Annotated in this window: 15 protein-coding genes; 14 read left to right on the forward strand and 1 reads right to left on the reverse strand. The window is 64.5% G+C overall.

Features of this window, described 5'->3' with window-relative positions; translation table 11 throughout:
• Positions 1–12: 12 nt before the first annotated feature.
• The 14 genes from leuB (at position 13) to AC3FLX_RS05555 (ending at position 17,234) form a co-directional block, all read left to right on the forward strand.
• Positions 13–1,080, forward strand: coding sequence for a 3-isopropylmalate dehydrogenase (gene leuB / locus AC3FLX_RS05490; RefSeq protein WP_488694548.1), 1,068 nt, complete (start codon positions 13–15; stop codon positions 1,078–1,080).
• A gap of 440 nt (positions 1,081–1,520) precedes the next feature.
• Complete coding sequence (gene asd / locus AC3FLX_RS05495; RefSeq protein WP_488694550.1) at positions 1,521–2,657, forward strand: aspartate-semialdehyde dehydrogenase; 1,137 nt, start codon at positions 1,521–1,523, stop codon at positions 2,655–2,657.
• Between the two features lie 301 nt (positions 2,658–2,958).
• Positions 2,959–5,793 carry a motility hub landmark protein FimV gene (locus tag AC3FLX_RS05500; protein ID WP_488694552.1) on the forward strand — a complete coding sequence of 945 codons (2,835 nt, stop codon included), beginning with the start codon at positions 2,959–2,961 and terminating at the stop codon, positions 5,791–5,793.
• A 144-nt stretch (positions 5,794–5,937) separates the two neighbouring features.
• Positions 5,938–6,759 carry a tRNA pseudouridine(38-40) synthase TruA gene (gene truA, locus AC3FLX_RS05505; RefSeq protein WP_488694554.1) on the forward strand — a complete coding sequence of 274 codons (822 nt, stop codon included), beginning with the start codon at positions 5,938–5,940 and terminating at the stop codon, positions 6,757–6,759.
• The gene (locus AC3FLX_RS05510) at positions 6,746–7,459 is read left to right on the forward strand and encodes a phosphoribosylanthranilate isomerase (RefSeq protein WP_488694556.1); all 714 of its coding nucleotides are present in this window, start codon (positions 6,746–6,748) and stop codon (positions 7,457–7,459) included. The genes truA and AC3FLX_RS05510 overlap by 14 nt, the downstream gene beginning before the upstream one ends.
• Before the next feature lie 98 nt (positions 7,460–7,557).
• A complete protein-coding gene (gene trpB, locus AC3FLX_RS05515; protein WP_488694558.1) occupies positions 7,558–8,751 on the forward strand; it encodes a tryptophan synthase subunit beta in 1,194 nt (397 codons plus the stop codon).
• The gene (locus tag AC3FLX_RS05520; RefSeq protein WP_488694560.1) at positions 8,751–9,677 is read left to right on the forward strand and encodes a DNA-methyltransferase; all 927 of its coding nucleotides are present in this window, start codon (positions 8,751–8,753) and stop codon (positions 9,675–9,677) included. Before trpB ends, AC3FLX_RS05520 begins: the two co-directional genes overlap by 1 nt.
• 19 nt (positions 9,678–9,696) lie before the next feature.
• The gene (gene trpA / locus AC3FLX_RS05525; RefSeq protein WP_488694562.1) at positions 9,697–10,494 is read left to right on the forward strand and encodes a tryptophan synthase subunit alpha; all 798 of its coding nucleotides are present in this window, start codon (positions 9,697–9,699) and stop codon (positions 10,492–10,494) included.
• Positions 10,495–10,689: 195 nt separating this feature from the next.
• On the forward strand, positions 10,690–11,562 hold the full coding sequence (gene accD / locus AC3FLX_RS05530; protein WP_488694564.1) for an acetyl-CoA carboxylase, carboxyltransferase subunit beta: 873 nt from the start codon (positions 10,690–10,692) through the stop codon (positions 11,560–11,562).
• An 82-nt stretch (positions 11,563–11,644) separates the two neighbouring features.
• Entirely contained in the window at positions 11,645–12,955 is a 1,311-nt protein-coding gene (gene folC / locus AC3FLX_RS05535; RefSeq protein WP_488694566.1) for a bifunctional tetrahydrofolate synthase/dihydrofolate synthase, read from the forward strand.
• Between the two features lie 61 nt (positions 12,956–13,016).
• Positions 13,017–13,760, forward strand: coding sequence for an SPOR domain-containing protein (locus tag AC3FLX_RS05540; protein ID WP_488694728.1), 744 nt, complete (start codon positions 13,017–13,019; stop codon positions 13,758–13,760).
• A 67-nt stretch (positions 13,761–13,827) separates the two neighbouring features.
• Positions 13,828–14,325 (forward strand): CvpA family protein, encoded by a 498-nt coding sequence (locus AC3FLX_RS05545; RefSeq protein WP_488694568.1) that lies wholly within the window; start codon positions 13,828–13,830, stop codon positions 14,323–14,325.
• A 138-nt stretch (positions 14,326–14,463) separates the two neighbouring features.
• Positions 14,464–15,996 (forward strand): amidophosphoribosyltransferase, encoded by a 1,533-nt coding sequence (gene purF / locus AC3FLX_RS05550; RefSeq protein ID WP_488694570.1) that lies wholly within the window; start codon positions 14,464–14,466, stop codon positions 15,994–15,996.
• Positions 15,997–16,025: 29 nt separating this feature from the next.
• Positions 16,026–17,234: an O-succinylhomoserine sulfhydrylase gene (locus AC3FLX_RS05555; protein ID WP_488694572.1), complete on the forward strand. Its 1,209-nt coding sequence runs from the start codon at positions 16,026–16,028 to the stop codon at positions 17,232–17,234.
• Positions 17,235–17,299: 65 nt separating this feature from the next.
• Here AC3FLX_RS05555 and AC3FLX_RS05560 read toward each other — a convergent pair whose 3' ends face one another.
• A complete protein-coding gene (locus AC3FLX_RS05560; protein WP_488694574.1) occupies positions 17,300–18,154 on the reverse strand; it encodes an ABC transporter permease in 855 nt (284 codons plus the stop codon).
• Positions 18,155–18,160 lie beyond the last annotated feature (6 nt).

Below are 18,160 nucleotides of genomic sequence, written 5' to 3' on the forward strand. Positions count from 1 at the left end.
TTAGGAAGACACATGAAGATTGCAGTCCTGCCGGGCGACGGTATCGGTCCCGAGATCATTGCCGAAGCCGTGAAGGTGCTCAACGCACTGGGCGAAAAATTCGAAATGGAAACCGCCCCGGTGGGCGGTGCCGGCTACGAGGCCGAGGGCCATCCGCTGCCGGAAAACACGCTGAAGCTGGCCAAGGAGGCTGATGCCATCCTGTTCGGCGCCGTGGGCGACTGGAAGTACGACAGCCTGGAGCGTCCGCTGCGCCCCGAGCAGGCCATCCTGGGCCTGCGCAAGCATCTGCAGCTGTTCGCGAACTTCCGCCCGGCGATCTGCTATCCGGAGCTGACCGGCGCGTCGAGCCTGAAGCCCGAACTCGTGGCCGGTCTGGATATCCTGATCGTGCGCGAGCTGAACGGCGACATCTACTTCGGCCAGCCGCGTGGCGTGCGCGATGCGCCGGACGGCCTGTTCAAGGGCGCCCGCGAAGGCTTCGACACGATGCGTTACAGCGAGCCGGAAATCCGCCGCATCGCTCATGTGGCCTTCCAGGCCGCCGCCAAGCGCGGCAAGAAGCTGTGCAGCGTGGACAAGGCCAACGTGCTGGAAACGTTCCAGTTCTGGAAGGACATCATGATCGATGTCAGCAAGGAATATCCGGACGTGGAGCTGTCGCACATGTACGTGGACAACGCCGCAATGCAACTGGTGAAGGCACCGAAGAGCTTCGACGTGATCGTCACCGGCAACATGTTCGGCGACATCCTGTCGGATGAGGCCGCGATGCTGACCGGTTCGATCGGCATGCTGCCGTCGGCTTCGCTCGATGCCAATAACAAGGGCCTGTACGAACCGTCGCACGGCTCGGCTCCGGACATCGCCGGCAAGGGCGTGGCCAATCCGCTGGCTACGATCCTCTCCGCCGCGATGATGCTGCGTTACTCGCTGAATCGCGCCGAACAGGCCGACCGCATCGAAAGCGCCGTGAAGAAGGTGCTGGCCCAGGGCTATCGCACTGGCGACATCCTGACGCCGGGCTGCAAGCAGGTCGGCACGAAGGAAATGGGCGAGGCGGTGCTGGCGGCACTGTAATTCAGGCGCCGAGGGTGCGTGGGACCCCTCTCCCGCATTGCGCGAGAGGGGCGGGGAAGTGGGGCGGCCGGCTAAAGGTGCGAAATCGCAATTTTTTGCCTCCCGACCTCTCCCCCGACCCCGCGCCTGCTTGGGAGCGAGCGGAGAAAACGCTCGGCAAGCTACAAAACGCCTATTATTTCCCCTGCGGCACTGCCGCAAATTCGTGTAGACTCTTCCGCTATGGCCCGATTCCACCAGTCCTTCCTGACTGCCTCCGCTGCTCGCACCGCTATCCGCGGCACGATCGGTGTGGATTCGCTCGGCCTGACCGCAACGACGATTAAAACCATTACCAAAACGATCCCCTAGATCGTTCGTCGTGCCTGCCCGTCTTCCCCGCGCAGCCACGCCGGGCGAGGAAAATGGCGGGGAAGTTCACATCACATCCGAGGTAAGTCATGATTGTAGGTCTCGTCGGTTGGCGAGGAATGGTCGGCAGCGTCCTGATGCAGCGCATGCAGGAAGAGGGTGATTTCGACCATATCGAGCCCGTTTTCTTCAGCACGTCCAACGCTGGTGGCAAGGCCCCGGCTGTGGCCAAGAACGAAACCACGCTGAAAGATGCGAACGACATCGAAGCACTGAAGAAGTGCGACGTGGTGCTCACCGCCCAGGGCGGTGACTACACGAACGATGTGTTCCCGCGCCTGCGCGCCGCCGGCTGGAATGGCTACTGGATCGACGCCGCCTCGTCGCTGCGCATGAAGGACGACGCGATCATCGTCCTGGACCCGGTCAACCTCGGTGTGATCAAGGACGCGCTGTCCAAGGGCGTCAAGAACTTCATCGGCGGCAACTGCACGGTCAGCTGCATGATGATGGGCCTGGGTGGCCTGTTCCAGCACGACCTGATCGAGTGGATGACCTCGATGACCTACCAGGCTGCGTCTGGTGGCGGTGCCCAGCACATGCGCGAGCTGCTGACGCAGTTCGGCACGCTGAACGCCGCGGTCAAGCCGCTGCTGGACAATCCGGCATCGGCGATTCTTGAAATCGACCGCCAGATCCTGTCGACCCAGCACGGTCTGTCCGCTGACGAAACCAAGCAGTTTGGCGTGCCCCTGGCCGGCAACCTGATTCCCTGGATCGACAAGGACCTGGGCAACGGCGTTTCCAAGGAAGAGTGGAAGGGCGGCGCCGAAACCAACAAGATCCTGGGTCGTGGCGAAGGTTTTGTCGGCGCCACCGGTGCCAGCCCGATCGCGGTGGATGGCCTGTGCGTGCGGATTGGCGCGATGCGCTGCCATTCGCAAGCGCTCACGATCAAGCTGCGCAAGGATGTGCCGCTCGACGAAATCGAAGGCATGCTGGCGGCCAACAACCAGTGGGCCAAGGTTGTGCCAAACACGCGTGAAGCCAGCATGAAGGACCTGACGCCGGCCGCCGTGACGGGCACGCTGACGATTCCGGTTGGCCGTCTGCGCAAGATGCAGATGGGCGGCGAGTACCTGTCGGCCTTTACGGTGGGTGACCAGCTGCTGTGGGGCGCCGCCGAACCTCTGCGGCGTATGCTGCGCATTCTGATCGAGGGTTGACCCTCGGTTAGCCTCGCTGCTTTCGTTGCAGGGAGGCAACAGAATCTGCCGCTTTATCAGCAACGCCGCGCCTTAGCGCGGCGTTGTCGCATCCGGAACCCTATTTTTCGCAGGCTTGGGTCACAATACAGCCGGCATGCGCATGGCCACGGGGTCATCGCCGCCGTACGTCTGTGACGGACAGCAGCGACATGGGCGCGACCAGGGTCGGCAATAAGCCACCCGGTTCAGCGCTCGCCAGCCAGCCATTTTGTTGGGATCGGGTTAACTTTTGCTACTAAAACCATAAACGGAGCACGAGGTGAGTGTGAGCCTACATCGCCGGAAAGATGCGCCTACTGTCCGTCAGCGCTGGTCAACGCTGGCCGTCACGGCTTTCGGTCTGCTGCTTGCGCAGCCGGCCGCGTATGCCGCGGGGTTTGGACAACTAAGGGTACAGTCCAACCTGGGGCAGCCGCTCCAGGCTGAAATCGATATCACCGGCGTGACGGCTGAGGAAGCGGACAGCCTGGCTGTCAAGCTGGCACCGCCGTCGGCCTATGCCCGTGCCGGACTGACCTATCAGTCGGCCATTGCGGGTGTGAAGCTTGACGTACAGAAGCGTCCGAACGGCAGCTATGTGGCGACCGTCCGGTCCAATCAGCCGCTCAGCGAACCGTTTGTCGACATCCTGATCGACATGAGCTGGTCGAGCGGCAAGATCACTCGTGCGTATACGTTCCTGCTGGACCCCGCGGGTGCCCGGCCGTCGAACCAGACGTTCGCGCCGACCACCGTGGTGCAGGCAGCCACGCCCGACGCATCGCCGGCCGTGGCGCCGACTCCGGCACCGGTGGCTGCCGCGCCTGCCGCCGCCGCCGCACCGGCGCCGACGCCCGCCCCGGCCCGCCAGCCGCGCCGCGCCGCCGCGCCCGCGCCGGCCGCCGTCAGCGATGGCGCTTCCGCCAACGGCAACTACACCGTCCAGCGTGGCGACACGCTCTATGGCATCGCCGGCGACGCCGCGCAAGGTCAGGACTCGGTGTCGCTCGAGCAGATGCTGCTCGCGCTCTATCGAAATAATCCCAACGCGTTTATCGGCGGCAATATCAACCGGATCAAGTCCGGCGCCGTGCTGAAGGTGCCGAGCACCCAGCAAGCCCAGTCCGTAAGCCCACGCGAGGCGCGCCGCGAAGTGGTGGCGCGTACGCAGGGCTTTGACAGCTACCGCAGCCGCCTGGCCGCGGCAGCGGCTGCGAAGTCGGTGGAAGCCGGCTCGGGCCGCGAGCAGTCGGGTAACGTGACGGCGCGCGTGCAGGACACTACGGTGCCGAGCGCGGGTCCGCGTGACGAACTCAAACTGTCGAAAGCCGAGAAGGGCGCGCAGGCCAAGGCCGAAGCCGACGTGGCAAGCCAGCGAAAGCTGAAGGATGCCGAGTCGCGCGTTGCCGATCTCGAAAAGAATATCTCCGACATGCAGCGCCTGATGGAGCTGAAGAATTCGGAGATCGCCAAGCTGAATCAGGGCAACCAGGCAGCCAAGGCAGCCGCCGCGACGGCAGCTGCCGCGCCGGCAGCCACCAAGGCCGCCGAGGCCGCTGCGCCTGCCCCGACCGTGGTGCAGGCCGAGCCGGCCAAGCCCGCGGATGCACCGAGCACTGCCACGCCGGAACCGGCACCGGCCGCCACCGCTGCTGCATCGGCGCCCGAGGCCACGGCCGCAGCCGCCACGGCAGCGGCGGCCGCTTCGGCACCGCAAGCCGCCGCGTCGGCACCTGTCGCAGCCCCGGCTTCGGCCCCGGCAACCGCCAGGAAGGCACCGCCGGTGGTCCAACCGATTGCCGAGCCTTCGTTCCTTGACGAGCTGCTCGCCAACCCGATGCTGCTGCCCGGCGCGGGTGTGCTGGTTGCGTTGCTTGGCGGATATGCGTACTATCGCCGCCGCCAGAAGCAGAAGGCAGGCGAAAACACCGGTTTCGGTGACAGCATCCTGTCGCAGGAAAGCACGGTCATGGCGGGCGGACATTCATTGTTCGGCACCGCTGGTGGCCAGAGCGTCGACACGTCGCAGCACAGCGTGTTCGGCGCCGACTTCCGCATCGGCAACAACTCGCCCGAAGCAACGGAAGTAGACCCGATTGCCGAGGCCGAGGTGTATATCGCGTACGGACGCGACGTGCAGGCCGAGGAAATCCTGCGCGAAGCGTTGCAACAGAATCCGGAGCGCCAGGCCATTCGCCTGAAGCTGCTGGAGATTTACAACACTCGTCAGGATGTGGAAGGTTTCCGGGTGATTGCAGAAGAAATGTTCGCCCAGGTAGGCGGACAAAGCGCGGACTGGCAACAGGTCGCGGAAATGGGCCGCAAGCTGGACCCGAGTAATGCGCTGTACCTGTCGGTGGCGCCGGATGCGCTGTCGGAAGCCGACACGACCACGCCGGCGGCCGACCAATGGCGCACGCAGGACCCCGCTCAGACGTTGCAGCAGAAGCCCCAGGCATCGGCCATGCCGGACCTGGCGCTGCCGCTCGACGCTTTCCCGGCGCCCGCGCCGGGGGAGCCCATCGTGGCACCGGAGTCGGCCTCGCTGGTATTCGGTAACGAAAACCAGGCGGAACCGGTGGCACGTCTCGACGACGTCCTGGATGAGCGCCACGATGCCGGTCTGGATCTGTCGGCGGATGGCTCTGACCGCCACCTGGCCGAGGTGCCGGCGCTCGACACCCCGACGCGTTCGCGTCCGCTGGAGTTCGACATGTCCAGCCTGTCGCTGGACCTGAATCCCGCGAAGTCCGAAGCGGTAGCCGCGATGGAACCGGCCCCGGTGGCAGCGTATGACGCCCCGTCGCTGGCGGAATCCACCGTGCCGTTGCCGGCACCGACGATGCTCCAGAACGGCCGGCTGGTTGAGCCGATCGACCTGAGCCGCGTGACGTCGGAAGGCCTGGGCGATTCGACGCATGGCGTTTCGGCCAGCACGCTGTCGGCCACCGGCATGGATGGCAGCCGCGACATGCAGATCAAGCTCGATCTGGCGCGTGCCTACATCGAGATCGGTGACAAGGAAGGTGCCCGCGAACTGCTGCAGGAAGTAGTGGAGCAGTCGGAAGATCCGCTGCAAAGCGAAGCCCGCACGCTGCTGCGCGACGTGGCCTGATGCGGGATGGCCTGCGGGTTTCGACCCAAAGGCCGGTATGATGCAGGGTTTGCGGCACGCCGGTAACACGGTCTGCCGAGGCCCGAAGCGATGCGCCGGAAGCGTCCCTTCCGGCGCATTTTGTTTTTGCGCATCGCCATATTCATGAATCGCATCGCCATCGGACTCCACTACGACGGTTCGGCCTTTTCCGGCTGGCAGTCGCAGCCCCATCGCAATACCGTGCAGGACAAACTGGAAGACGCCATCGAGCGCTTTGCCGGGACGCGCCTGCTGACCACGGTGGCGGGGCGGACCGATACCGGTGTGCACGCGCTGGGTCAGGTGATCCACCTCGATACCGAGCTCGATCGCGACAAGTTCTCATGGGTGCGGGGCGTAAATGCCTTTCTGCCGCCGTCCATCGCGCTGCAATGGGCCGAACCGGTCGACGATGGCTTCCACGCACGCTTTCTGGCTTACGAGCGGATGTATTACTACGCGCTCTATACCGGGCCGCACCGCGTGCCGATGATCCACAGCCGGGCCGGGTACCAGATGCTGCCACCGGGCCAGCGGCTCGATGTCGACGCGATGCGCGCCGCCGCCGCCTGCCTGCTTGGCGAGCATGATTTCTCCGCGTTCCGCGCCGCCGAGTGCCAGGCCAAGTCGCCGGTCAAGACCATGTATGACGTGACGATCCGGGACGACGGCAATTGGGTCTTCCTGCGTTTTCGCGCCAGCGCCTTCCTGCACCACATGGTCCGCAACCTGATGGGCTGCCTGGTGGCGGTGGGGCGGGGTCGCTACCCGGCGGAATGGATGACCGAGGTGCTGGAGGGGCGCAATCGGCAGAAGGCGGCGCCGACGTTCATGCCCGACGGCCTCTACCTGGTCGACGTGAAGTATCCTGAGCCGTACCAGCTACCCAGGGCGGACGCCTCCGCCAGTTTCTTCCACGGAGTGTTTGCCGATGACGGTGTCTGATTCCGGTCACGTAGCCCCGCGCACGCGCATCAAGATTTGCGGCCTGACACGGGAGGAAGACGTCCGCGCAGCCGTCGATGCCGGCGCCGACGCCATTGGCCTGGTGTTTTACGGCAAGAGTCCGCGCTTTGTCGATGTGGCGCGGGCCGCGACGCTGGCCGAACAGGTGCCGCCGTTCGTGACCGTGACGGGGCTGTTCGTCAATGCGGACGCCGAAGAGGTGGCCCACGTGGCCGAGCGTGTGCCGTTGACGTTGCTTCAGTTCCACGGCGACGAAACCCCCCAGCAGTGCACGGAGATCGCCCGCCGCTGCCGGCTGCCGTTTGTGCGCGCCGCCCGTGTCCAGGGGGGGCTTGATTTGGTAGAATTCGCCGATCAATACCGTGACGCCGCCGGTCTGTTGCTCGACGCCTTCGTGGAAGGCTATGGCGGTGGCGGCCACGTCTTCGACTGGACCCTGATTCCTGCTCAATGGCTTCCGCCCAATCCTGCCAGCCCGCCCGCAAGCGACGCTCCTCGCATCGTTTTGAGTGGTGGGTTGAACGCGCAAAACGTCGCTGGTGCGATTGAACGCGTGCGCCCCTACGCCGTGGATGTGAGCAGTGGCGTGGAGGCTGCCAAGGGTGTGAAGGACCACGCCCGCATTGCCGCTTTCGTGCGCGCCGTGCGCATGGCGGATGCAGGATTGGCCGGCCACTAACCTGGGGCCGGCACTGCCTCCCTCGCCGCCGGCTGCCCGATTCCGAATTTGATGCGTTCCGCCGCGCCGCGCGCGGAGCGCCACCTGAGAGCCTGGACATGTACGACTTGCCCGATTCCCGAGGCCATTTTGGCCCCTATGGCGGTAGCTTCGTTTCCGAAACCCTGGTCCACGCGCTGGACGAATTGCGCGAGGCCTATGCGCATTACCAGCAGGACCCGGACTTCAACGCCGAATTCCAGCGCGAGCTGAAACACTTCGTCGGCCGTCCGTCGCCGATCTACCACGCGCAGCGCTGGAGCGAGACGCTTGGCGGCGCGCAGATCTTCTTCAAGCGCGAAGACCTGAACCACACCGGCGCCCACAAGATCAATAACGTGATCGGCCAGGCGCTGTTGGCCCGGCGCATGGGCAAGAAGCGCGTGATTGCCGAAACGGGCGCCGGACAGCACGGCGTGGCCACGGCCACGATTGCCGCGCGCTTCGGCATGGAATGCGTGGTCTTTATGGGTTCCGAGGACGTGCGCCGCCAGGCGGCCAACGTCTATCGCATGAAGCTGCTGGGTGCCACCGTGGTGCCAGTGGAAAGCGGCTCGAAGACGCTCAAGGACGCGCTCAACGAGGCGATGCGCGACTGGGTGACCAATGTCGAAAACACGTTCTACATCATCGGCACCGTGGCTGGCCCGCACCCGTATCCGATGATGGTGCGGGACTTCCAGTGCGTGATCGGCGAGGAGTCGAAGGTGCAGATGCCCGAGCTGACCGGGCGTCAGCCGGACGCCGTGATCGCCTGCGTGGGCGGCGGATCGAACGCGATGGGGATTTTCTACCCGTACATCGAGCATAAGGACGTGCAACTGATTGGCGTGGAAGCGGCCGGCGACGGCCTGGACACTGGCCGTCACGCGGCGTCGCTGACCGGCGGCTCGCCGGGCGTGCTCCACGGCAATCGCACCTATCTGCTGCAGGACGAAAACGGCCAGATCATCGAGACTCACTCGGTGTCGGCCGGCCTGGACTACCCCGGCGTGGGGCCCGAGCACGCATGGCTCAAGGACATCGGCCGCGCGCAGTATGTGCCGATCACCGATGAAGAAGCGCTGAAGGCATTCCACGACTGCTGCCGGATCGAGGGCATCATCCCGGCGCTGGAGTCCAGCCACGCCATCGCCTACGCATGCAAGCTGGCGCCGACGCTGCCCAAGGACAAGCTGCTGCTCGTGAACCTGTCCGGCCGTGGCGACAAGGACATGCACACGGTGGCCGAACGTGCGGGGTTGAAGCTGTAATGCGCGCGCTGCCCCCTGAAACTTCGTCGTCGCAGGTGGAAGAGGGCGGCGCCGCGGCGCCGTTCGACATCCTCGATACCGACGTGGCCCGCCTGTACCAGGAAGACGCGCTCGAAGGCGTGAAGCGCATTCCCGATGGTTCGATCGACCTGATCGTCGCCGATCCGCCCTATGGCCTTGGCAAGGATTACGGCAACGATTCGGACCTGCTGTCCGGCGATGCGTACCTGGAGTGGTCGGAGCGCTGGATGGACGCCATCATCCCGAAGCTCGCGCCCAAGGGTACGCTGTACCTGTTCTGCACGTGGCAGTACTCGCCCGAGCTGTTTGTCATGCTCAAGAAGCGGCTGACGATGATCAACGAGATCATCTGGGATCGCCGTGTGCCGAGCATGGGCGGCACCACGCGCAAGTTCTCGTCGGTGCATGACAACATCGGTTTCTTTGCTCGCCAGCGCGACTACTACTTCGACCTGGACCCGGTGCGTATTCCGTATGACGCCGAGACCAAGAAGGCGCGTAGCCGGCCGCGATTCGAGGGCAAGAAGTGGCTCGAGGTGGGTTACAACCCCAAGGACTTGTGGAGCGTGCCGCGTATCCACCGGCAAGACCCCGAGCGCGCCGATCATCCGACGCAGAAGCCGCTGGAAATCGTCGAGCGCATGGTGCTGTCGAGCTGCCCGCCGGGCGGCATCGTGCTGGACCCGTTCACGGGCAGCGGCACCACGGCGGTGGCATGCGTGCGCCACGGCCGGCGCTTTGTCGGCTTTGAGATGAATCCGCAGTACGCCGCGTTGGTGCGCGACCGCGTGACCGCCGCGCAACCGGTGTACGCGCAGATCCAGCCCGATACTCCCGAAACGACCCAGGCCGCTGCCAACGACGATGCCAATGACGATGCATCGGCTGTGCAGCGCCTGATCTGATAGCAGCAAGGCCAACGACATGTCCCGTATCCAGAAGACTTTCGCGGCGCTTGCCGCGCAGAACAAGAAGGGCCTGATTCCGTTCATCACCGCCGGCGATCCCGCGCCCGCCCTGACCGTGCCGCTGATGCACGCGCTGGTGGAGGGCGGTGCCGATGTCATCGAACTAGGGGTGCCGTTCTCGGACCCGATGGCCGATGGTCCGGTCATCCAGCGCGCCTCGGAGCGTGCACTGGCACAAGGCGTGACGCTTGCGCAGGTGCTGGGCTGGGTGGCGGAGTTCCGCAAGACCGACGCCAACACGCCCGTGGTGCTGATGGGCTATGCGAACCCCATCGAGCGCATGGGCGAGGAAAAGTTTGCCAAGGCCGCGGCCGAGGCCGGCGTGGATGGCGTGCTGGTGGTCGATTACCCGCCCGAGGAGTGCGAGTCGTTTGCCGCACTGATGCGCGCCAACCAGATGGATCCGATCTTCCTGCTGGCGCCTACCTCCACCGATGCCCGCATTGCTGCCGTGGCGAAGGTTGCGAGCGGCTATCTTTATTACGTGTCGCTCAAGGGTGTGACCGGCTCGGCCACGCTCGACCTGGACAGCGTGGCGGCCCGCCTGCCGCTGATCAAGCAGCACGCCAACCTGCCCGTGGGCGTCGGTTTCGGCATCCGTGACGCGCAGACCGCACGCGCCATTGGCAGCGTGGCGGACGCCGTGGTGATCGGCAGCCGGCTGGTGCAATTGCTGGAAGATGCGCCGCGCGAGCGCGCCGTCGAGGCCTTGCGGGCGTTCATTGCCGAAATTCGCCAGGCGCTGGACGCCTGAGTTGCTTCGGCCGTGTGACGCTTGCTGAAAAAATCAGCGCAAATTGTGATCCATAAGGCTCAATTTACGCGTTTTGCTTAGGCGAGTCATTGCCCGGCGTGGTAAATTCGCGGCCTGATTCCCTGCCGTTCCTGTATCCGCCCTCTCAGAAGTGGGTGTAGATGCGCGAGCGGCAGCTATCCGAAAGGAGCTTTCATGAGCTGGTTGGATAAACTCCTGCCTCCGAAGATTCAACAGACCGACCCCTCCACCCGCAAGGGCATTCCGGAAGGGCTGTGGGTCAAATGCCCGTCGTGCGAGTCCACCCTGTACCGCACCGACGTGGAAGCCAATCTGCACGTCTGCCCGAAGTGCGACCACCACATGCGCATTCGCTCGCGCGAGCGTCTGGACAAGATGCTGGACGCCGAAGGCCGCTTCGAGATCGGCCAGGAAATCGTGCCGGTGGACGCACTGAAGTTCAAGGACACGAAGAAGTACCCGGACCGCATCAAGGTCGCTATGGAAGATACCGGCGAAACCGATGCGATGGTGGTCATGGGTGGCGCGATCCATACCATTCCGGTGGTCGTGGCCTGCTTCGAGTTCGAGTTCATGGGCGGTTCGATGGGCTCCGTGGTGGGTGAGCGCTTCGCCCGCGGCGCGCAAGCCGCGCTGGAGCAGAAGGTGCCGTTTATCTGCGTGACCGCCACCGGTGGCGCGCGCATGCAGGAAAGCCTGCTGTCGCTGATGCAGATGGCCAAGACCACGGCCATGCTGAACCAGCTGTCGAATGCCAAGCTGCCGTTCATCAGCGTGCTGACCGACCCGACGATGGGCGGCGTGTCCGCTTCGTTCGCGTTCCTGGGCGATGTCGTGATCGCCGAGCCGAAGGCGCTGATCGGCTTTGCCGGCCCGCGCGTGATCGAGCAGACCGTGCGCGAGAAGCTGCCGGAAGGCTTCCAGCGCGCCGAGTTCCTGCTGCAGAAGGGCGCCATCGACATGATCGTCGACCGTCGCCGCCTGCGCGCGGAACTGGCCCAGCTGCTGGCGCTGCTGCAGAAGCAGCCGGCCGATGCGGTGGCCTGACGCGGTAGCGTGATTTGCAGGACAATGGCGCGGGTGCGCAAACACCCGCGCCATTTTTGCTTTTGAAGTGTCGTCAACCAGCATGCCCATCTTCCATAATCTCCCCGACTGGCTCCAACACCTGGAAACCGCCCATCCCGTGGGCATCGACATGGGTTTGACACGCATCACGCGCGTCAAGGAAGCGCTGGGGTTGCGCATCGACGCGGTGGTATTTACCGTCGGCGGCACCAACGGCAAGGGATCGACCTGCGCGATCCTGGAGCGCATCCTGCTCGAGGCCGGCTACAAGGTTGGCCTGCATACCTCGCCGCACCTGATCACGTTTAACGAGCGCGCCCGGCTGAATGGCGAGCAGGCCACCGATGCGCAGCTGCTGCCGCACTTCGAAGCCGTGGAGCGCGCCCGCACCAGCTTTGCCGATCCGGTCAGCCTGACGTACTTCGAATTCACGACGCTGGCCATCATTCACATGTTCGCGTCGGCGGGGCTCGACGCGATCATTCTGGAAGTGGGCCTGGGCGGCCGGCTCGACGCGGTCAATGTGATCGACACGGATTGCGCGGTCATCACCAGCGTCGACATCGACCATACCCAGTACCTGGGCGATACGCGCGAGAAGATCGGCTACGAAAAGGCCGGTATCTTCCGTCCGAACGTCCCGGCCATTTGCGGCGACCCACTGCCGCCGCAATCGGTCATCGACCATGCCGAAGCCATCGGCGCGGATCTCTGGCTGGTGGGCCGCGATTTCCGCCACCAGGCCGCGCCGGGGCAGGAACGCCAGCAATGGGACTGGTCCGGCCGCGACCGCAAACTCAATGGCCTGGGCTACCCGGCACTGCGCGGTGCCAACCAGTTGCTGAACGCCTCGGCGGCGCTGGCCGCGCTGCAGGCCATGCGGCCGCGCCTGCCCGTCAGCGCGCAGGAAGTGCGCAACGGGCTGGCCTTTGTGGAGCTGCCGGGCCGCTTCCAGGTGATTCCGGGGCGTCCGGCCGTGATCCTCGATGTGGCGCACAATCCGCATGCGTCGGCCACGCTGGGTCAGAACCTCGAAAATATGGGGTTTTTCCGCTACACCTACGCGGTATTCGGCGCGATGGCGGACAAGGACATCGCCGGCGTGCTGCAGCATGTGGCCGACAAGGTCGACCACTGGTGCCTGTGCGACTTGCCGACGGAGCGCGCCGCCACGGCTGGCCAACTGCGCGAGGCACTCGATGCAACGGGCTTTCACGAAGGGCCGGACAACACTGCAGCGTGCTTTTCAAGTCCGGAACTGGCGTATCGCGATGCTGTCGAGCGTGCAACCGAGAATGATAGAATCCTGGTCTTCGGATCGTTCTATACCGTTGCAGGCGTGATGGCATATCGTGCCACGCAGGCCAACTGAATTCCTGGCTGAACTCCCGGGCCGGAACGACATCACCCCGAACACCACTCTTTGGGCATCTATGGGCCTGCTTTCGCTGTTCTCGTCCCGCAAGGGCACTGATCCGGCACCCGAACGCGGTCGCCGCACCCGCGCGGAGCCGGGCGCCGGCATCGGCGCATCGCGCCGGCCTGCCGAGGAATACGCGGACGATACCCTCGATCCCGACTTCCCTCAGAAACAACGCGCACGCCGCCGGCTGATTGGCGCCGTGGTGCTGCTTGCGGCCGCGGTCATCGTGCTGCCGATCGTGTTCGAGCATAAGCCGCGTCCCGTCTCCGACGACGTGGCGGTCAGCGTGGCCAACGGCCAGGGCGCGCAAAAGCCCAAGGTCGAGGCGCGCAAGGCGCAGGCGCTGCCGCCGTCGGCCAACGCCGGCCGTAACGACGCGGCACTCGACGCCGGCGAGGAAATCGTCAACACGCCGGCTCAGGACAAGCCAAAGGCCGACGCCAAGCAGCCGGATGCCAAGGCCGACACCAAGGTGGCCGACGCCAAGCCCGCGGAAGCAAAAGCGGCTGACAAGCCCGCTGCCAATACCAAATACCTGATCCTGATCGGCGCGTTCTCCTCGGAAGAGCGCGCGAAGAACTGGCTGGCCAAGCTCAAGGAGAGCAAGGTACCGGCGTTTGTGGAAAAGAAGACGCTGGCCGATGGTGACCGTATCCTGCTGCGCGCGGGTCCGTTCAGCAGCCGCGATGCGGCCGATGCAGCGGACAAGAAGGTGAAGTCGATCGGACTGACCTCGAAGGTCATCGAGCAGTAACGGATCGATCGAAGACGATTGCAGGGCGGCAATTTGGCCCCATCTGACAGGAACCGGCGTCGCACGCATGGCTTTTACTTTCTTTGACTACGGCGTGGCCTTCATTTTGGTGGCGTCGGCGCTGATTGGCGTGTTGCGTGGCCTGGTGCGCGAGGTGCTGGCGCTGGTGGGCTGGGTGGTGGCTTTCGTGCTGGCCTATCACTTCGGTGGCGTTGCCGCGAAGTGGATGCCGGAGACGCTGCCAGGCGGTGAACTGACCCGCAGCGCGCTTGGTTTCCTGACCGTGTTCTTTGGCACATGGATCGTTTCCGCGCTGGCCGGTGCCATTCTGGGCCAGTTGCTGGAAACCACGGGGCTGAAGCCCGCGGATCGGGGCCTGGGCATGGTGTTCGGGCTGGCGCGTGGTGTGCTGATCGTGATGCTGATCGTCGTGCTGGCGGGGCTCACGAAGCTGCCCGACGAGCCTTTCTGGCGTGACGCGGTGTCGCGTCCGTATGTGATACAGGCTATGGACGAGCTGCGGCATTGGCTGCCGCCCGACCTGGCGAAGTATGTGAAGGCCTGACCTTGTCTCGGGCCTGACTGGATTGAATCCGCAAGCGCTGGACGAACCCACGCGCGCGGCGCAGTATCAACGCAGATTCCGTCGCGTACATGACGGAATTGCGCCCCTGAATCAATTTGCCTTTCCTGGGAGTTCGGCATGTGCGGTATCGTCGGCGTGGTTTCCACCAGCCCTGTCAACCAACTGATCTATGACAGCCTGCTGCTGTTGCAACACCGCGGACAAGATGCAGCCGGCATCGCCACGGCGAACGGCAGCACCTTCCACATGCACAAGGCCAATGGCCTGGTGCGCGACGTGTTCCGCACGCGCAACATGCGCGGCCTGCCGGGCACGTCCGGTATCGGCCAGGTGCGTTACCCGACCGCCGGCTCCGCCTCCAGCGAGGAAGAAGCCCAGCCGTTCTATGTGAACGCGCCGTACGGCATCATGCTGGCCCACAACGGCAATCTGACCAACTCGGATCAGCTGCGCGAGGAGATGTTCCGCCGCGATCGTCGCCACATCAACACGCATTCGGATTCCGAAGTGCTGCTGAACGTGCTGGCTGACGAACTGCAACGTGCCAGCAACGGCAAGTCGCTGGTACCGGAAACCATCTTCACGGCCGTCAGCGGCATGCATCGCCGTGTGAAGGGTGCCTATGCCATCACCGCGCAGATTTCGGGCTACGGCCTGCTTGCCGTGCGCGATCCGTTCGGCATCCGCCCGCTGTGCATCGGTAGCGTCGATACGCCGACCGGCAAGGAATACCTGATTGCCTCGGAATCGGTGGCGCTCGAAGGCATGGGCTACACGATGGAGCGCGACGTGGCACCGGGCGAGGCAATCTTCATCGACCTGGACGGCAAGTTCCACAGCAAGCAGTGCGCCGACAATCCGCAACTGACGCCTTGCATCTTCGAATTTGTGTACCTGGCCCGTCCGGACTCGTGCATCGATGGCGTGCCGGTCTACGATGCGCGGCTGCGCATGGGTGACTACCTGGCCGAGAAGATCCGCCGCGAAGTGCCGGCTGGCGACATCGACGTGGTCATGCCGATTCCCGATTCGAGCCGCCCCGCCGCCATGCAGGTGGCCAACGCACTGGGCGTGCCTTATCGCGAAGGCTTCTTCAAGAACCGCTATGTGGGCCGCACGTTCATCATGCCGGGCCAGGCGGTGCGCAAGAAGTCGGTGCGCCAGAAGCTCAATGCGATGGGCGTGGAATTCAAGGACAAGAACGTGCTGATCGTGGATGACTCGATCGTCCGTGGCACCACGTCGTTCGAAATCGTGCAGATGGCCCGCGACGCCGGTGCCAAGAAGGTGATCTTCGCCTCGGCCGCGCCGCCCGTGAAGTTCCCGAACGTGTACGGTATCGACATGCCCACGCGCGCCGAACTGGTGGCCCACGGCCGCACCGACGAGGAAGTCGCGCGCATGATCGGCGCGGACCAGCTCGTGTACCAGGACGTGGAAGCGATGAAGCAGGCCGTGCGCGACATCAACCCGAACCTGCGCGACTTCGATGCCTCGTGCTTCGATGGCAAGTACATCACGGGCGATATCGACGAAGCCTATCTGGACCGCCTGGAAACGGCGCGCAGCCAGGCTGACCGCGAAGGCAACAACGGCGGCGAGACCGAGCGTTCGCAACTGCACCTGCAGCGCTCGGGCGGCAACGAATAACAACTACACCCATTGGGCAGCACAGCAGCATGAGCGATCCGAACCAACCCGAGTCCTACGGCATTGACACCCTCGGCGTGCGCGCCGGCACGCTGCGTACTGGCGAGTTCATGGAGCACTCCGAGGCGATGTACCTGACCTCGAGCTTCTGCTTCAACAGCGCCGCCGAGGCCGCCGAGCGCTTTGCCAACTCGGAAGAGGGCTACACGTACTCGCGCTTCACCAATCCGACCGTGTCGATGTTCCAGTCGCGCCTGGCCGCGCTGGAGGGTGCCGAGGCCTGCATGGCCACGGCATCGGGCATGAGCGCGATCCTGTCGGTGGCGCTGGCGACGCTGCAGGCTGGTGATCACCTGGTCAGCTCGCGCTCGATCTTCGGGTCGACGATGACGCTGTTCAACACGATCCTGGCCAAGTTCGGCGTCGAGACGACCTACGTCGACGGCACCGACCTGGCGGCCTGGCGTGCGGCTGTGAAGCCCAATACGAAGCTGTTTTTCCTGGAAACGCCGTCGAACCCGCTGACCGAGATTTCGGACATCGCGGCCGTCGGCGAGATTGCCCACAACGCGGGCGCGCTGTTCGTGGTGGACAACTGCTTCTGCTCGCCGGCACTGCAGCAGCCGATCAAGTTCGGTGCCGACGTGGTGGTGCATTCGGCCACCAAGCATATCGACGGGCAGGGCCGCGTGCTGGGCGGTGCCGTGGTGGGCAAGCATGACTTCATCATGGGCAAGGTGTTTCCGTTCGTGCGCACGGCTGGCCCGACGCTGTCGGCCTTCAACGCATGGGTGATGCTCAAGGGCATGGAAACGCTGGCTATCCGCATGGAGCGCCATTCGCAAAGCGCGCTGGCGCTTGCCGAATTCCTGGAGTCGCATCCGGCTGTGAATCGCGTGTTCCATCCGGCGTTGAAGTCGCATCCGCAATACGAAGTGGCGAAGCGCCAGCAAAGCGGTGGTGGCGCGATCGTGTCGTTCGAGCTGAAGGGCAGCACGCCGGAGCAGATGCGTGCCAACGCCTGGCGCGTGATCGACAACACGAAGCTGTGCTCGATCACGGGCAATCTTGGTGATACGCGCACGACGATCACGCATCCGTACACGACCACGCATGGTCGCGTGGTGCCGGAAGCGAAAGCCGCCGCAGGGATCTCGGAAGGGCTGATCCGCCTGGCCGTGGGCCTGGAATCGGTGGAAGACCTGAAAGCCGATCTGCTACGCGGCCTGGGTCAGTAAGTTTTGTTGTGTCCCCCTCGCCCACGGTGTGGGAGAGGGGGCTGCCTCTCGGCAGGCATCTATCCTCAGCGCAGCATCCGCTTGCGCAGCAACACCAGCGCCACCATCAGCGCCACCACCGCGTAGACGGCCAGCACGGCCACATGCAGCGTGACGTTCTCCACTGGCCTTCCCAGCATCAACGGACGAATCAATGCCACGGCGTGGGCCAGCGGCAGTGCCATCGTGGCCTTCTGCGCGCCTTCGGGCAATTGCTCCAGCGGGAAGAACACGCCTGACAGCAGCAGCATCGGCGTCATCACCAGCGTCTGATAGAACATGAAGAAGTCGTAGCTCGGTGCCAGGGCCGTGACGATCATCGCCAGACTTGCGAATGCGATGCCGGCCAGCACGATCACGGGCAGGGCGGCAAGCGCTCCCGGAAACTGCGCGTAGCCAAGCAGGCCCGCCACGAGCATGATGGCCACGCCGGACAGCACTGCCTTGCTGGCTGCCCAGAGCACTTCTCCCAGTACCACATCGCCAAGCGTCAGCGGCGCATGCATGATCGCCTCCCACGTGCGCTGCACATGCATGCGCGAGAAGGCCGAATACATCGATTCGAAGCTGGCGGACATCATCACACTCGATGCCGTGGTACCGGCCGCCAGGAAGGCGATGTACGACACGCCGTGCACCTGACCCACCAGCAGACCCAGGCCAAGGCCCAGACCGAACAGGTAGATCATGGGATCGGCAAGGTTGCCGATCATCGACGGGATGGCCAGCTTCTTCCAGACCATGTAGTTGCGGTACCAGACCATCATCCAGTTGCGCGCGTTGCGCGGCAGCAGCGGTTGCGGATAGTGCTGGTGCGGGACCGGCGCCGCGGGTCTGGATGCCATTGCGACGTCGGGATTGCGTGGGTCCTGTTCGCTCATGTCGAT

The sequence above is a fragment of the Cupriavidus sp. 291-E7 genome, assembly GCF_057798835.1.

Excerpts from the sequence above, each read along its gene's own strand:
- leuB (WP_488694548.1), top strand. The coding sequence starts at position 13 with ATGAAGATTGCAGTCCTGCCGGGCGACGGTATCGGTCCCGAGATCATT.
- asd (WP_488694550.1), top strand. The coding sequence starts at position 1,521 with ATGATTGTAGGTCTCGTCGGTTGGCGAGGAATGGTCGGCAGCGTCCTG.
- truA (WP_488694554.1), top strand. The coding sequence starts at position 5,938 with ATGAATCGCATCGCCATCGGACTCCACTACGACGGTTCGGCCTTTTCC.
- AC3FLX_RS05510 (WP_488694556.1), top strand. The coding sequence starts at position 6,746 with ATGACGGTGTCTGATTCCGGTCACGTAGCCCCGCGCACGCGCATCAAG.
- trpB (WP_488694558.1), top strand. The coding sequence starts at position 7,558 with ATGTACGACTTGCCCGATTCCCGAGGCCATTTTGGCCCCTATGGCGGT.
- AC3FLX_RS05520 (WP_488694560.1), top strand. The coding sequence starts at position 8,751 with ATGCGCGCGCTGCCCCCTGAAACTTCGTCGTCGCAGGTGGAAGAGGGC.
- trpA (WP_488694562.1), top strand. The coding sequence starts at position 9,697 with ATGTCCCGTATCCAGAAGACTTTCGCGGCGCTTGCCGCGCAGAACAAG.
- accD (WP_488694564.1), top strand. The coding sequence starts at position 10,690 with ATGAGCTGGTTGGATAAACTCCTGCCTCCGAAGATTCAACAGACCGAC.
- folC (WP_488694566.1), top strand. The coding sequence starts at position 11,645 with ATGCCCATCTTCCATAATCTCCCCGACTGGCTCCAACACCTGGAAACC.
- AC3FLX_RS05540 (WP_488694728.1), top strand. The coding sequence starts at position 13,017 with ATGGGCCTGCTTTCGCTGTTCTCGTCCCGCAAGGGCACTGATCCGGCA.
- AC3FLX_RS05545 (WP_488694568.1), top strand. The coding sequence starts at position 13,828 with ATGGCTTTTACTTTCTTTGACTACGGCGTGGCCTTCATTTTGGTGGCG.
- purF (WP_488694570.1), top strand. The coding sequence starts at position 14,464 with ATGTGCGGTATCGTCGGCGTGGTTTCCACCAGCCCTGTCAACCAACTG.
- AC3FLX_RS05555 (WP_488694572.1), top strand. The coding sequence starts at position 16,026 with ATGAGCGATCCGAACCAACCCGAGTCCTACGGCATTGACACCCTCGGC.
- AC3FLX_RS05560 (WP_488694574.1), bottom strand. The coding sequence starts at position 18,154 with ATGAGCGAACAGGACCCACGCAATCCCGACGTCGCAATGGCATCCAGA.